Here is a 14199-nt window from a genome sequence, read left to right on the forward strand (position 1 = left end):
CCGTTCCGTGGCGCTCACTTCCGTGCCGTACTCGGACGTCATGTCAGCACCGCCGCACGGTAGGTCTCGTCGGCGGCGACGAGTTGGGCGTGGCTGCCGTCGGCGGTGACCGTGCCGTCGTCGAGCACCACGACCCGGTCGGTCGCTGCCAGCAGTGCGGGGCTGGTGGTGACCAGGATGGTGGTGCGTCCGCGACGGATGTCCAGCAGCCGGGCGGCGATCCGGGACTCGGTCACCGTGTCCACCGCGGTGGTCGGGTCGTGCAGGACCAGTACGGGGCGCTCGGCGGCCAGTGCGCGGGCCAGCGCGACGCGTTGCCGCTGCCCGCCGGACAAGGAGCGGCCGCGTTCGGCGAGCACGGTGTGCACGCCGTCGGGAAGCTGTCGGGCCACGTCGTCGGCCGCCGATGCGGTGAGGGCCGGTTCGACGTCCGTCGTGGCCGGGTCCGCTCCGGCGCGGACGTTGTCCAGGAGGCTGGCTTCGAACAGATCGGCGTCGTGAGGGGCGACCAGGATCACGCGGCGCAGATCGTCGGGGTCCAGGTCGGCGAGGGGCACGCCGTCGAGCTCGATCACGCCTTCGACCGGATCCGTCTCCCTGGCCAGGCAGTGCAGGAGATCGCCCGCCGCGGCCGGGTCCCTGGTCACGATGCCGGTGAGGCTTCCGGCCGCGATGTCGAGGTCGATCCCGCGCAGCGCACCGAGCGCGACACCGCGCAGCCGGATCTCGCCGGCGACCGGGTCGGGAGGCGGGGCGCCGCCCGGTTCCACGGCAGCGGGTGCCGCCAGCACCTCGGCGATCCGGCGGGCCGACGCACGGCCCTGGGCGAACTCGGCGTTGACGTAGGTCAGCAGCTGGAACGGCCCGAGGAGGAACTGGGCGAGTCCCACCGCCGCCACCAGATCGCCGACGCTGATGCTGCCGCGCATGGCCAGGTATGCGCCGACCAGCCCGATCGCCGCGATGAAGACGCCGGTCAGGGCGAGGACGGCGCCTTCGTGCCCGGCCCGGCTCCGGGCGGCACGCAGCGCGGCGGCCAACGAGTCCTGGCTGGTGTGCCGATACCGGGACACGGCGGCTGCTTCGGCGCCCATTCCCTTGACCACCCGCAGCCCCGCGACGAGGTCGGCGGCGACGCCGGAGGCATGGGCGGCGCGCTCCTGTTCGGTCTCGCTGCGCTGTTCCAGCGGGCGGCTGATGCGGTGGCCCAGCCACAGCAGGGGCGGTATGCCGAGCAGGACGAGCAGGCCGAGCGGCACCGAGATGCGCAGCAGCGCCACCGCGCTGATCGCGAGGGCGGCCAGGGCCGCGGAGCCATACGGGACCAGGGTCACCACCAGGCCCGCGCGCCGGGCGTCGTTGGTGGCGACGCTGGTCAACTCGCCCGGGAGCCGGTCGGCGTCGGCGCCGCCGCGTGGATCGAGCACCCTGGTGCCGAGTTGGAGCCGGAGCCGGTGCGCAGCCTCTTCGCCCGAGCCGTCCGTGATCCGGGCGCCGATCCGGTAACACGTGGACAGGACGAGGAAGACGGCGGCGAGGATCAGCAGCCAGCGCAGCATGGTTCCGGCGGAGCCTGTGGCCACCGCGTCGTCGATGATCACGCCGATGACCAAGGGCACCATGGCCTCGCACCCCTGGTGGGCCATGCCGAGCAGGGATGCCGCCACAAGGCGGCGGCGTTGGGCTTTGATCGCTCCACGGAGGACGTGTCCCCCCGTCGGTCCTCCAGCCGGCATGCGGTACCTCCGCCGATGGTCAGATGGTTAGGTGAGGCTACTCTAATTAAGCTGCCCGTCAGTCCAGACCTGTGCGGCGCCCTCCGGGGTCTACCCGTTACCCGTGACGTGCAATACCTGTGCGTTGACCGGCCGTTGGCGTGCGGTTAGCCTCACCTAAGTAACATTCCGCTGTTCATGCGTCGCGCTGTCCGGTGACGCGGTGAGAGCACGGTGAGCCGCCGCCAGGGGGAGTTGTCGTTGTCGGTCGAAGCCCAGGCGGTGCCCGGGACCGAGGTCACCGGTCCCGCCGTGCCCGCAACCCGGAGGAGCGTGGCCGCGCTCCACGGCGCGGGACTGCTGCTCTCCCTCGGCGCCCTGGTACTGATCGGACTGGTCAGCGTGTGGGTGGGCACCAGAGGCATTCCGTTCACCTCGACTTGGAGCCTGCTGTGGCGTCCTGACGGGTCGGAAAACTCGGTCATCATCCACGACTACCGCATCCCCCGTACCCTTCTCGGACTGCTCGTCGGTTCGGCCCTCGGGCTGTCCGGCGCGCTGATGCAGGCCCTGACGCGCAACCCGCTCGCCGACCCCGGTCTGCTCGGCGTGAGCCAGGGCGCCGCCACCGGCGTGGTCCTGGCCATCGCCTACCTCGGGGTGGGATCGGTGCTGGGTCAGATATGGTTCGCGCTCGCCGGCGCGGCCCTCACCTCGGTGGTGGTCTACCTGCTGGGCTCCTCCGGGCGGAAACTGGCCACGCCCGACCGGCTGGTCGTCGCGGGAGCGGCGGTGACGGCCGTGCTGTTCGCCTTCTGCTCGGCGGTGCTGCTGCTTGAACCGCGGGCCTTCGACCAGTTCCGCTTCTGGACGGTGGGTGCGCTGGCGGGCCGGTACCTGGACGTCGTGTACGTCGTCCTGCCGTTCGTCGCCGTGGGGCTGCTCATCGCCCTGGCAATCGCCCCGTCGCTCAACGCCCTGGCCCTCGGCGACCAGATGGGACGCGCGCTGGGCGTGAACGTCGGCCGGACCCGGGTGCTGGGCGCCGTCGCGGTGATGCTGCTGTGCGGCGCCGCCACCGCCGCGGTCGGCCCGATCAGCTTCGTGGGCCTCGCCGTACCGCACGTGGCTCGCTTCATCGTCGGCCCGGATCAGCGATGGGTGCTCGCGTACTCCACGCTCCTTGCGCCCGTGCTGCTGATCGGCGCGGACGTCCTGGGCCGGGTGCTCGGCGCGCCCGGCGAGGTCCAGGTCGGAATCGTCACCGCGTTCCTCGGTGCACCGTTGTTCATCGCGCTGTGCCGCCGCCGAAAGCTGGTCATGCTGTGAGCACCGTACGGAAGCCGGGCACCACCGCCACCGCCGCGCCCCCCGCCGTCCCGCGCCTCGCGAAGCCGCGGGTCATCAGCGGACTCGTCGTACGGACCGGGCGAGGCGGAGTCTCCGTGCGGATCCAGGGGCGCGTGGTGGCCGTGACGGCCGTGCTGCTCGCCGTACTCGTCGTCGTCATGGGTGTCAGCCTGACCACCGGTGACTTCGCCCTGTCCGTCGGAGAGGTCCTGCGGGCGCTCACCGGCAGCGGAGACGCCGGTGCCGACTTCATCGTCAACACCCTGCGCATGCCCCGTCTGGTGACCGCGGTGTGCGTCGGAGCGGCGCTCGCGGTCAGCGGGGGGATCCTGCAGACCCTGACCGGCAACGCCCTCGGCAGCCCCGACTTCATCGGCTTCACCAACGGGTCGGCCGTCGGCGCGCTGGTGGTCATCATCGTGATGCACGGCAGCATGACGCAGATCGCGCTGGGTGCCCTGATCGGCGGCCTGGCCACGGCCGCCCTGGTGTATCTGCTCATGATCGGGCGGGGGTTGCAGGGGTTCCGGCTGGTCGTCATCGGCATCGGGGTCAGCGCGCTGCTACTCGCCGTCAACTCCTACCTGATCACCCGGGCGACCTGGCAGGAGGCGCTGGAAGCCCAGGCGTGGCTCATCGGCAGCCTGAACAACCGCGGTTGGACCCACGCCAACGCCATCGGCCTCGCCGTCGTCGTACTCCTCCCGCTCGCCTTCGTGCTGGCCCGTCGCCTGTCCATGGTGGAGATGGGTGACCTCACGGCGACCGCGCTCGGCGTCAGCGTGACGCGCACCCGCGCCGTCCTGCTGGTCATCAGCGTCGCTCTGGCCGCGTTCGCCACCGCGGTGACCGGCCCCATCTGGTTTATCGCCCTGGCAGCACCCCAACTCGCCCGCCGGCTGACCGGGGCCTCCGGCCCGGCTCTCGTGCCCACCGCCCTCATGGGTGCCGTCCTGCTGACGGCGAGCGACCTCGCCGTACAGCGCCTCTTCGCCCCCGCCCTCCTTCCGGTGGGTACGGCCACCGGCACCATCGGCGGCCTGTACCTGATCTGGCTGCTGGTCACCGAGTCCCGAAAGAGCCGCGCATGACAGGAACGAACACCCCGGCGCCCCGCCTGCGGGCCGAGAACTTGACGCTGTCGTACGACCAGCGGACCGTCGCCACCGGCCTCGGCGTCGACATCCCCGACCACTCCTTCACGGTGATCATCGGGCCGAACGCGTGCGGCAAGTCCACCCTGCTGAAGGCGCTGGCACGGATGCTCAAGCCCAAGGCGGGGGAGGTCTACCTGGACGGAGCCGCCATCGCCTCCTATCGCACCCGCGAGGTCGCCCGCCGGCTCGGGCTGCTCCCGCAGTCGTCGACCGCGCCCGGTGGTATCACGGTGGGCGACCTGGTGGCCCGCGGACGCTATCCCCACCAGCGGCTGCTGAAGCAGTGGTCCGCGGACGACGAGGCCGCCGTCACCGCAGCGATGCGGCAGACCGGCGTACTCGAACTCGCCGACCGGCCCGTCGACGACCTCTCCGGCGGCCAGCGCCAGCGCGTCTGGCTCGCCATGGTGCTCGCCCAGCAGACCCCCATCCTGCTGCTGGACGAGCCCACCACCTTCCTCGACATCGCGCACCAAGTAGAGGTCCTGGACCTGTGCGCGGCCCTGCACGCGCGAAAGGGCCACACCGTCGTCGCCGTCCTGCACGACCTGAACCAGGCCTGCCGCTACGCCACCCACCTCATCGTCATGCGACCCGGCGGCGAGGTCGCGGCCGAGGGCGACCCGGCGAGCGTCATGACGGCCGAGCTGATCGAGGACGTCTTCGGCCTGCCCTGCCGCATCATCGACGACCCGGAAACCGGTACGCCGCTGATGGTGCCCGCCGCGCCCAAACGCCCCGCCCCCGACGACTCGTCCGCGACCGTCATGGCCGACCTCTCTCAGGGACACCGCTGATGCTCTGTATGCGCCTGACGAACGCCCGCTTCCTCACCATGGACCCGGACCATCCGGTCGCCCACGACCTGGGCATCTGGCAGGGCCGGATCGTCGGCCTCGACGAGGCCGTGACCTCCCTGCCCGCACGCGAGGTGATCGACCTGCAGGGCGCCACCGTACTGCCCGGCTTCATCGACGCCCATGTTCACCTGGCCTGGACCGGCTTCAAGCAGAACACCCCAAGCATCGCGGGTCTCACGCGGATCGACGCCGTGCTCGCCGTCGTGGAGGAGGCCGTCTCCCGGCAGTGTTCACACGGCGCCTGGGTGAGCATCGCCGGCTACGACCAGAGGGCCCTCGGCCGCCACCTGACCGCCGCCGAACTGGACAAGGTCAGTTATGGCCGCAAGGTGTTCATGATGCACGACTCCGGGCACGGCTGCGTCGTCAACTCCGCCGTGCTCGACCTGCTCCCCGCCGACATCCCGCACGACAACGGCTTCCTCGCCGAGGGCGCCATGGGAGCGGCGCGGGCACTGCGCCTGCCGTACTCCCAGGAGGAGCTCGCCGAGGCGATCGGGCGCGCCGCCCGGTCCTGCCTGTCCGAGGGCGTCACCGCCTGCGCCGAGGCCGGCATCGGTGGCACCCTCTTCGGCCACAGCCCCGTCGAACTGGGCGCCTACCAACTCGCCCGCGAGAAGGGCCTGTTGCCGCTCCGCGTGCAGCTCATGGTGTCCGCGGACCGGCTGCGCCCGGTCGCCGCGCACGAGGCCGACGGCATTCCCCGGGCCCTCGACCTCGGCCTGCGCACCGGATTCGGCGACGACTGGCTCTCCGTGGGAGCGCTGAAGATCTACACCGACGGCGGCATGATGGCCCGGACCGCCGCGCTCAGCGATCCGTACGAAGGGCTGGACCACACGGGCCAGTTGCAGGACGACCCTGAGGTACTCGCCGACACGATCGTGGACGGCCACCTCGCCGGGTGGCAGCTCGCCGTCCACGCCATCGGCGACCGCGCGACCGATGTCGCCCTGGACGCCCTGGAACGGGCCCAGCGCCTGCGGCCGCGCCCCGAGGCGCGGCACCGCATCGAGCACGCCGGCCTGATCCGCCCCGACCAGCTCGCCCGTTTCGCACAGTTGGGCGTCGCCGCGGTCGTCCAGCCCAACTTCCTGCGCTACTTCGGCGACGACTACGCGGCGATCATGGGAGAAGAACGGGCACCTTGGCTGTACCGCGGCAGGGGCTTCCTGGACCACGGCATCACGCTGGTCGGCAGCTCCGACCGCCCCGTCACGGACGGCTCACCGCTGCGGGCCATCCAGTTCATGGTCGAGCGAGCCTCCACGTCCGGCCAGGTGATCGGCCCGGACGAGGGCATCACCGTCGACCAGGCCCTGTACGCGTACACCGCCGCCGGTGCCTTCGCCTGCCACTGGGAGGACCGCGCGGGCAGCCTCACCCCGGGCAAGCGCGCCGACCTGGTCGTGCTGGGTGACGACCCGCGGCGCGTCGACCCCTCGAGGATCGGTGACATCGAAGTGGTGGCGACGTACGTCGACGGCCGCGAGACGGAGAGGGCCACGCCGTGAAAAAGCTGGAAGACGCCATCGAGGCATACGCGGACCTCTGGCAGGACGATGAGCAATGGCCCAGGTGGGTCATCTGGAACACCGCCGCCGGCACCCTGGTCTTCGATCGGGAGACCAACTGTCCCGTGTACATCGACGACGAAGCGGCCCAGCAGGAGGTCCTCCGCAGGATGCGCGCGGCGGGTGTACCCGAGAGCGAGGACTACCCGGGCCGTCCCTGCGCGTAGGCACGATCCGGTCCGGCCGGGAACGCGAACCCCTCGCTTGTCTGTGACCAGGCCGGTGAGCTGTCCTGCGCACGGCGCATCCGAGGAAGGAAAGCCTGGACCACGGCAATGCCGCGCCCCACCCAGCCGCCGACCACATCCTCCGTGCGTCCCGAGCCCGGAGGATGCCGCCGTGCTGGTGACTCTTTCCCGGCCGTTCGTGCGCTCGGGAGCCCTGCGTGAACGCCCTGACTCCCTCTACGCCTTCCGCGCGGCCGACTTCGTCGTCTCGGAGGCTCCCGACGGCACACTCGACGGGTGTCTCGCGCTGCGCGTCCACGCCGCCGACACCGCGACCGGACTCGGGTCGGCAGGCGTTCTGTACAACTTCTGCGTGGCCCGCCACAGGCAGGGACACGGAGTGGGGACCCGGCTCATGCGTGCCGTACTGGCCAGGGCGAGCGCCCAGTCGCTGGGAGGGCTCTTCACGGCCACCATCGGCGGGGGCGATCTCTTCCTCCGGTACGGGTTCAGACCGTCGTCCCCCGGCATGGCGCTGGCCGCCTGGGCCCAGTCCCTGGACCCGCCGCAACGCTCGGATCCTGTGACAGCGCAGGGGGCGTGGCCAGCGGTCAGGCGCCGTTCCGCTTGTCGTCCGGGACCACCGTTGTGCCTGGGCTGTTCTCGCCGAGGATGCCCCGCAGCAGGGCGTGCGGCACCCGGCCGTCGAGTACATGCGCCTTGCGCACCCCGGACTGGACGGCTCGCAGACAGCCCTCCATCTTCGGCAGCATTCCGCTCCGCAGCCCCGGAAGCAACGCGTCCAACTCGCCGACCGCCAGGCGCTCGATCACCTCGGTGCTGTGCGGCCAGTCGCGTAAAGCCCCGCCACGTCGGTGAGCATCACGAGCCGTTCGGCGCGCAGGGCCGTGGCCAGCGCCGACGCCGCCAGATCGGCGTTGACGTGTAGATCTCCCCGCCGGTGCCACGTGCCACGGGGGAGACCACCGGGATACGTCCCTGTTCCAGGAGCACGCGTACCGTGTCCGGTTTCACGTCCACGATGTCGGCGACGAGACCGATGTCGACCGGTCTGCCATCCACCCGGGCGGACCGCCGCACGGCGGTCATCGTGTGCGCGTCCTCACCCGTCATACCTACGGCGAAGGGGCCATGCGCGTTGATGCAGCCGACCAGCTCTCGCTGGACACGGCCTGTCAGGACCATGCGCACCACCTCCATGGCCTCCGGAGTGGTCACCCGCAGGCCCGCCTCGAAGCGAACCTCCAGTCCGAGGCGGTCGAGCATCGCGCTGACCTGGGGTCCACCGCCGTGCACGACGACCGGACGCACCCCGGCACGCCACAGGTCCACGACGTCCTGGGCGAACGTCCGCTGCAGGTTGCCGTCCACCATGGCGCTGCCGCCGAACTTGACGACGACCACGCCGCCCTCGAGCTCCTCCGGCAAAGGCAGTGCCCCGACGGACGGTTCCACGTCCGCGCCCTGAACGACGACTGTTGCCATGCGTGTTCTCACTCCTTCACGAGCTGTACGCGCTGTTTCGTGGATCGCGAGCGTGATCCGGTATCCGGAGAGGACGATCGTCCCTGGGCCGGTTATCCATCCGAAGCCATCACGTCGTCCGACGCTTGCCGGTTGAGGAGCAGATCGCGCAGCAGACGGTCGGTTGTGCAGACCATGCCGCTGTGCGCGGCCCACTGGAGTGCCATGGAATGCTCCTCAGCGGAGCAGTCGGCCACGGCGTCGGCAACGACGAAGGGCTGTATGGCGTTCGTGAAGGCGTCCGCCGCCGTCAGCAGGACGCCGACACCTGGCCGGCGATCCTGCGCAAAGGAACGGACGAGGGCACCGGGATCCTCTTTGCCTCTCCTGGCCGACACGCACCGGCAGCCCTCTCCGCTTGACCGCCCGCTTGTCTGGGGCTGGAACGAGGTGACGCTGGCGCGCAGCCGGTTGGCGGGGCAACGTCGTCGGGCACATCGTGCCCTACCGCATCCGCCTGTCCCAGGGAAAGGACGCGTACTGGGCCATTGAGGCGAGACCGGCGGAGCCGCACGAGCTGGCCCAACACTGCTTGTTCCCTCCACGGGTTACTTCACAGAGGAGGTCGACCAACACCTGGCGTATGCCTGCGCAGGCCTGCCGGTGGTGGACCGAGTCGTCCCCGACCGGCAGGATCGGCGCCCCCGCTCCGGACGGCCCGCTGACTCGAGCGAAGGGTTGACCTTCGAGTTCTCTGATGAGGCAACGGCCTTTGGACGGGGGCCGGACTCAGCGGACCAAGCGGTAACCGGTGACGAACTCGGTCTTGATCCATGCCAGATGTGCCGGTGTACACGTGAACGTAGGCCGTACGGCCCGGGCGCCCCAGCGGCTATGCGCGGGCACACCGGCCAGGCGGGGCGGCGAAGACCGGGACGAGGTGAGCGATGGGCTGACAGCGATCAAATCGAGCCTGGAACAGTGGGCATCCAGCGGGATCACGAGTGGGGTCGTCCGTTACGGGTGGCTGGGCGTGGCCCCTGGGCGTGCGCTGGGTGGGAACATGCGGGCGGTGCCGCGGACGCGCAGGGCGACCTCGTCGTCGGCGGCGGGCGGGAGGGCGGCCGGGTCGAAGATGCGGGCGGTCACGTGGGTGCCGTCGGTCAGGCGCAGGACGAGCATGGCGTCGTGGCCGTAGAAGTCACGCCGTACGACGGTCGCGGCGATGGCATCCGGATCGCCGGGTGGGGCGAGCGTGATCTGCTCGGGCCGCAGCAGCACGCGCATCGGTCCGGTCGGCAGACGGCCTTCGACTGGTGTGAGCCGTATCGTGCCCAGCGGGGTGTGGGCCCGGTCGCCGTCCGCCGTGGCGGGCAGCCACACCGCCTCGCCCACGAACCCGGCGACCCACGGGTCGGCCGGTTCTCTGTAGAGGAGTTCCGGTGGTCCGCTCTGGACGATGCGGCCGTCCCGCATGACCGCGATCTCCTCGGCCACGGACAGTGCCTCCGCCTGGTCGTGGGTGACGAGGACGGCCGTGGCGCCGTCGGCGCGCAGGGCCTGTCGGACGTCTCGGCGCAGTTCGGCCCGCAGGGCGGCGTCGAGTGCGTTGAACGGCTCGTCGAGCAGCACGACCGGCGGGTGGGGCGCGAGTGCGCGGGCGACCGCAACGCGCTGTTGCTGCCCGCCGGAGAGGTGGTGCGGCATCCGGCCCTCGAAACCCGCCAAGCCCACGAGTTCAAGTACGGTGGCCGCCCGGCCGGCCCGCCGGGCGGAGCGGCCGAGTCCGTAGGTGACGTTGCCGAGGACGGACAGGTGCGGGAAGAGCGCGCCCTCCTGGGGGACCACCGCGATCCGCCGCCGCTCGGGCGGCACCGATGCGCCGCGGGTCGCGACACGACGGCCGTCGATCCGGATCTCTCCGGCGTCCGGCGTCTCGAAGCCGGCGATGCAGCGCAGCAGCGTGGTCTTGCCCGCGCCCGAGGGGCCGAGGACGGCCACCAGGGTTCCGGAGCGGACGGTGAGATCCACCCCGGACAGCGCCTGGATACGGTCGTAGGCCTTGCGGACGTCGGTGATGCGCAGCTCCGCCATGTCAGCCCCCGGTTCGGGTGAGGACTCCGGTGCGGGCCGATAGCCACCAGGTGGGCATGGCGGCGATGAGCACCAGCAGGGCCGCGTAGGGTGCGGCGGCCGCGTAGGCGGCGACCGAGGTGTGCGTCCACAGGCCGGTGGCGAGGGTGTTCATGCCGGTCGGGCGCAGCAGCAGGGTGGCGGGCAGTTCCTTCATGCAGGTGAGGAAGACCAGTGCGGCGCCGGCGCCGATGCCGGGTGCGGCCAGGGGCAGCGTCACCGTGCGCAGGACGTACGCCCGGCGCCGCCCGAGTGAGCGGGCCACCTCCTCCAGACCGGGCGGGGCCTGTGCCGCGGCGGCACTGACGGCGGCGACCGCGAGGGGCAGGAACAGTGCCGCGTACGCGAGGGCGAGCAGCCACACGCTCTGGTAGAGCGGGTAGGCCACGTTGATGCCGAAGAACACCAGCGAGAGCCCGATGACCAGGCCGGGCAGCGCGTGGGAGAGATAGGCCAAGCGGTCCAGGGCGACGGCGAGCAGGCCGGGCACGCGGGCGGACAGCAGCCCCACCGGCAGCGCAAGCACCACGGTGAGAACCGTGCCGAGGAGGGCGACCCCGAGCGAGTTGCCCGCCGCGTCGGCCAGCTCGCCGAGCGACCCGGGCCGTGAGACGCCCTCGCCGAACCACCGCACCAGGCTGACGGCCGGCACGCCCAGAGCCGCGCCCAGCACACCGGCGAGCCCCAGCACGGCCGGCCACCGCAGTCGGCCCAGGCGCAGCCGCGTGGGAGGCCGGGGCGCCCCGCCGCCGAGGCGGGCGTAGCGGGCGGCACGCCGCCGGCTGAGCTGCTCGGCCAGGAGCACCAGTGCGCTGAGGGCGACGAGGACCGTGGCGAGCACGAGCGCACCGGTGCGGTCGAAACCGAGGTTGATCGCGGTGAAGACAGCCCGGGTGAATACGTCCACCCGCAGGATCGAGACGGCACCGAAGTCGGAGAGCACATAGAGCGCGACGAGTAGCGCGCCCGCCGCCACCGCCGGGCGTACCTGGCGCAGCGTCACGCCGACGGCCGTCTGCCACGGGCCGCGCCCCAGCGACCGCGCCACCTCCTCCTGCGCCGGATCCACGCCGACCAGAGCCGCCGCGACCGGCAGATAGACATACGGGTACGAGACCAGCGTCAGCACGAGCGCCGCCGCCCAGAAGCCCTCGAAACCCTGGGCCAGGGACACCCAGGCGAACGCGGCGACGTAGCTGGGCACCGCGAGCGGCAGCGCGGCGAGCACCCCGAACACCCGTCGGGCCGGCAGGTCGGTGCGGGTGACCAGGAACGCCGCGGCGACGCCCAGGACGGTGCAGGCCGCGGTGACGACCCCCGCCAACGCCACGCTCCGGCCTGCCAGATCCCCGGTGCGCGCCGTGAACAACTCGTCGGCGATCCGGCCCCAGCCCGCTTGGCCAACCCGGATCCCCAGATACACCAGCGGGATGAGCGCGACGCCGACGGCGAGCACCGCCGCGCAGGCCAGTGCCGGGCGGGGCAGGAACCGCCGCGCCCGGCGCGGGGTGAGGGTCGGCATGCTGCTCAGACGAGCCCCGATTCCTTGATCATCTCGATGGTGGTCCGCAGATCGTCCAGGTCGTTGAGGTCGATGTCCGGTGCGTTCAACGACACCAGCGAGGGCAGGCCGGGGGCGGTGACGACGCTGTTGATCAGCGGGTACTCGTAGATCTGCTCGGCGAAGTAGGTCTGAGCCCCCTTGCCCAGCAGATAGTCGACGAACTTGCGGACGTCGGGGTCGTCGTCGGCCTTGTCCAGCACACCTACACCGGAGACGTTGACCAGACTGCCGATGTCTCCGTTCGGGAAGAAGTGGTTCTTCGCCTTGAGGGCGTCGACGGTGGTGCCCTTCTCCTTGGCCAGCTCGTACACGTAGTAGTGGTTGACCAGCCCGGAGGCGAGCATGCCGGAGTTGACGTCGGCGACGATCGGCGCGTTCCCTTCGCGGATCTGCGCGTCGTTGGCCTTCAGCCCCGCGAGGAAGTCCTCGGTCCTCTCGTCGCCGTGCTCCACCCGCATCGCGGTGATGAACGCCTGGAAGGAGCCGTTGGTCGGTGCGATGCCCACCTTGCCCTTCCACTCGGGCTCGGTCAGTTCGAACACCGACTCCGGCAGATCGCCCTTGGGAACCTGGTCGGTGTTGTAGGCCATCGTGCGTACGCGGCCTGTCACGCCGACCCACTCGCCGTCCTCGTCCCGGTAGGCGGCCGGTACTTTGTCCAGCACCTCATTGGGCAGCTTGGCGAAGAGACCCTGGCCGGCGACGGACCCCAGTGCGCCGGCGTCCTGGGCGAGGAAGACGTCCGCCGGGCTGCGGTTGCCCTCCTCCTGCAGTTGGGCCGCCATCTGCGCGGTGTCGCCGTAGCGCACCTGGACGGTGATGCCGCTGGCCTTCTGGAAGTCCTCCAGGACCGGTTTGACGAGCGACTCGCTCCGGCCGCTGTAGACGGTGATCTTCTTGTCGGAGCCCGCTTCGGGCTCGGCCTGTGCCGTCTGCTCCGAGCCGCAGGCCGTGGCTCCAAGGGCCAGCAGACCTGCGAGGGCCGCCGCCAACAGAGGTCTCATCCCGGGAGTACCCACGATCCCGCTCCTCCGTCACCCGTCACGCCGGACATGGTTAGGTCAGGCTAAGCTTCATTAAGTCAGGCTAACCATAGAATCGGCGCGTATGTCACCTTTTGTGTGGCGCAAGGGTGAGTAGCAAGCAGGCCATGCTTGCCCTTCATGCCCGAATGAGGAGCTCCGGGCCGTGGGCTGGTCGCCGGTCCGCGTCGGCGTGCGGCTTCGTGGTCAGCTCTCGGGCTGCTCGACGAGCTGCGCGATGTACAGCGGCTCGCCCAGCTTCTCGATCAGCTCAAGCTGCGTGTCGAGATAGTCGATGTGGTTCTCCTCGTCGGCGAGGATCGACTCGAAGATGTTCGCCGAGGTGATGTCGCCCTTGGAACGCATGACCTCGATGCCGCGCCGGAGACGATCGATCGCCTCGACCTCGACCTCGCGGTCGGCCTGGAGCATCTCGGTGACGGTCTGTCCCACCCGTACGTGGAAGAGCCGCTGGTAGTTGGGCAGTCCGTCCAGGACCAGGATTCGGTCGGTGAGAGTCTCCGCATGGTTCATCTCGTCGAACGACTCATGGCGCGTGTATGTCGCGAGCTTCGTCCAGCCGAAGTGCTCCTGCATCTTGGCGTGCAGGAAGTACTGGTTGATCGCGGTCAGCTCTGCGGTCAGTTGCTCGTTGAGGAATTCGAGAACCTCGGGGTCGCTCTGCATGGCAAGCCGTCCTTCCGAGGAGACGGACTCGAGGCCACGCGTCCATCAACACCGGCGTCCGACCCGGCAGGCGGACACGTGCGGCAAGCAGTCCATCCTCGCTGGTGGCCGACACATTCGTTACGGCCAGGACGCTATTGACGACGTCCGCTTCTTCGACGATAGCGCGCGCCGGGTTCATGTGGGTTGGCCATGGTTTGCCGCCACTTGCCTGCTGTACCCAGGGGCGCTGTTCGGCGGGCGACGCAATGTGCCTTCGGGCACCAGTGTGATGAGGTCGAAGGTGGTGGGAGTGCCGCCGTCCTCCGTCGGATGGTGGCGTACCAGCTGGATGTCGTCGAGGGTGTGCAGCGACGCCCTCGCCTGCGGACGCCCACCCGGCTTCGGCGAGAAGGGCGACGAACGCGGTCTTCCACACCAAGCCCCGTCAGCTGTCAGGACGTAGTGCGCTCGGCAGCGGTGGCGACAGCGGCTCGCGATGGGCC

General features: G+C 70.6%; 10 protein-coding genes and 2 pseudogenes. 6 read left to right on the top strand and 6 right to left on the bottom strand.

Going from position 1 to position 14199, the window contains the following annotated elements; genetic code table 11:
* Positions 1–38: 38 nt before the first annotated feature.
* On the bottom strand, positions 39–1736 hold the full coding sequence (locus H4N64_RS32425; RefSeq protein ID WP_186286015.1) for an ABC transporter ATP-binding protein: 1698 nt from the start codon (positions 1734–1736) through the stop codon (positions 39–41).
* Between the two features lie 240 nt (positions 1737–1976).
* Between H4N64_RS32425 and H4N64_RS32430 the strand changes: the two genes are divergently transcribed.
* The 6 genes and pseudogenes from H4N64_RS32430 to H4N64_RS46475 form a co-directional block, all read left to right on the top strand.
* Positions 1977–3044 carry a FecCD family ABC transporter permease gene (locus H4N64_RS32430; RefSeq protein WP_222109669.1) on the top strand — a complete coding sequence of 356 codons (1068 nt, stop codon included), beginning with the start codon at positions 1977–1979 and terminating at the stop codon, positions 3042–3044.
* On the top strand, positions 3041–4156 hold the full coding sequence (locus tag H4N64_RS32435; RefSeq protein ID WP_186286017.1) for an iron chelate uptake ABC transporter family permease subunit: 1116 nt from the start codon (positions 3041–3043) through the stop codon (positions 4154–4156). The genes H4N64_RS32430 and H4N64_RS32435 overlap by 4 nt, the downstream gene beginning before the upstream one ends.
* On the top strand, positions 4153–5019 hold the full coding sequence (locus H4N64_RS32440; protein WP_186286019.1) for an ABC transporter ATP-binding protein: 867 nt from the start codon (positions 4153–4155) through the stop codon (positions 5017–5019). The genes H4N64_RS32435 and H4N64_RS32440 overlap by 4 nt, the downstream gene beginning before the upstream one ends.
* Positions 5019–6596, top strand: a complete 1578-nt coding sequence (locus tag H4N64_RS32445) for an amidohydrolase (RefSeq protein WP_186286021.1) — start codon at positions 5019–5021, stop codon at positions 6594–6596. The genes H4N64_RS32440 and H4N64_RS32445 overlap by 1 nt, the downstream gene beginning before the upstream one ends.
* Positions 6593–6823 carry a hypothetical protein gene (locus H4N64_RS32450; RefSeq protein ID WP_186286023.1) on the top strand — a complete coding sequence of 77 codons (231 nt, stop codon included), beginning with the start codon at positions 6593–6595 and terminating at the stop codon, positions 6821–6823. The genes H4N64_RS32445 and H4N64_RS32450 overlap by 4 nt, the downstream gene beginning before the upstream one ends.
* A 199-nt stretch (positions 6824–7022) precedes the next feature.
* Positions 7023–7277: pseudogene (locus H4N64_RS46475) on the top strand (GNAT family N-acetyltransferase); the annotation flags it as partial.
* 157 nt (positions 7278–7434) lie between these two features.
* On the opposite strand, the pseudogene argB reads toward H4N64_RS46475, so the two are convergent.
* The 5 genes and pseudogenes from argB to bfr form a co-directional block, all read right to left on the bottom strand.
* Positions 7435–8218: pseudogene (gene argB / locus H4N64_RS32455) on the bottom strand (acetylglutamate kinase).
* 1107 nt (positions 8219–9325) lie between these two features.
* A complete protein-coding gene (locus H4N64_RS32465) occupies positions 9326–10402 on the bottom strand; it encodes an ABC transporter ATP-binding protein (protein ID WP_186286027.1) in 1077 nt (358 codons plus the stop codon).
* 1 nt (position 10403) lies between these two features.
* Positions 10404–11963, bottom strand: a complete 1560-nt coding sequence (locus H4N64_RS32470) for an ABC transporter permease (RefSeq protein ID WP_186286029.1) — start codon at positions 11961–11963, stop codon at positions 10404–10406.
* Positions 11964–11968: 5 nt separating this feature from the next.
* Positions 11969–13009: an iron ABC transporter substrate-binding protein gene (locus H4N64_RS32475; RefSeq protein WP_186286031.1), complete on the bottom strand. Its 1041-nt coding sequence runs from the start codon at positions 13007–13009 to the stop codon at positions 11969–11971.
* Positions 13010–13234: 225 nt separating this feature from the next.
* On the bottom strand, positions 13235–13714 hold the full coding sequence (bfr, locus tag H4N64_RS32480; RefSeq protein ID WP_186286032.1) for a bacterioferritin: 480 nt from the start codon (positions 13712–13714) through the stop codon (positions 13235–13237).
* Positions 13715–14199 lie beyond the last annotated feature (485 nt).

It is taken from the genome of Streptomyces cupreus, assembly GCF_014257025.1.
In the GTDB taxonomy this organism is placed as follows: domain Bacteria; phylum Actinomycetota; class Actinomycetes; order Streptomycetales; family Streptomycetaceae; genus Streptomyces; species Streptomyces cupreus.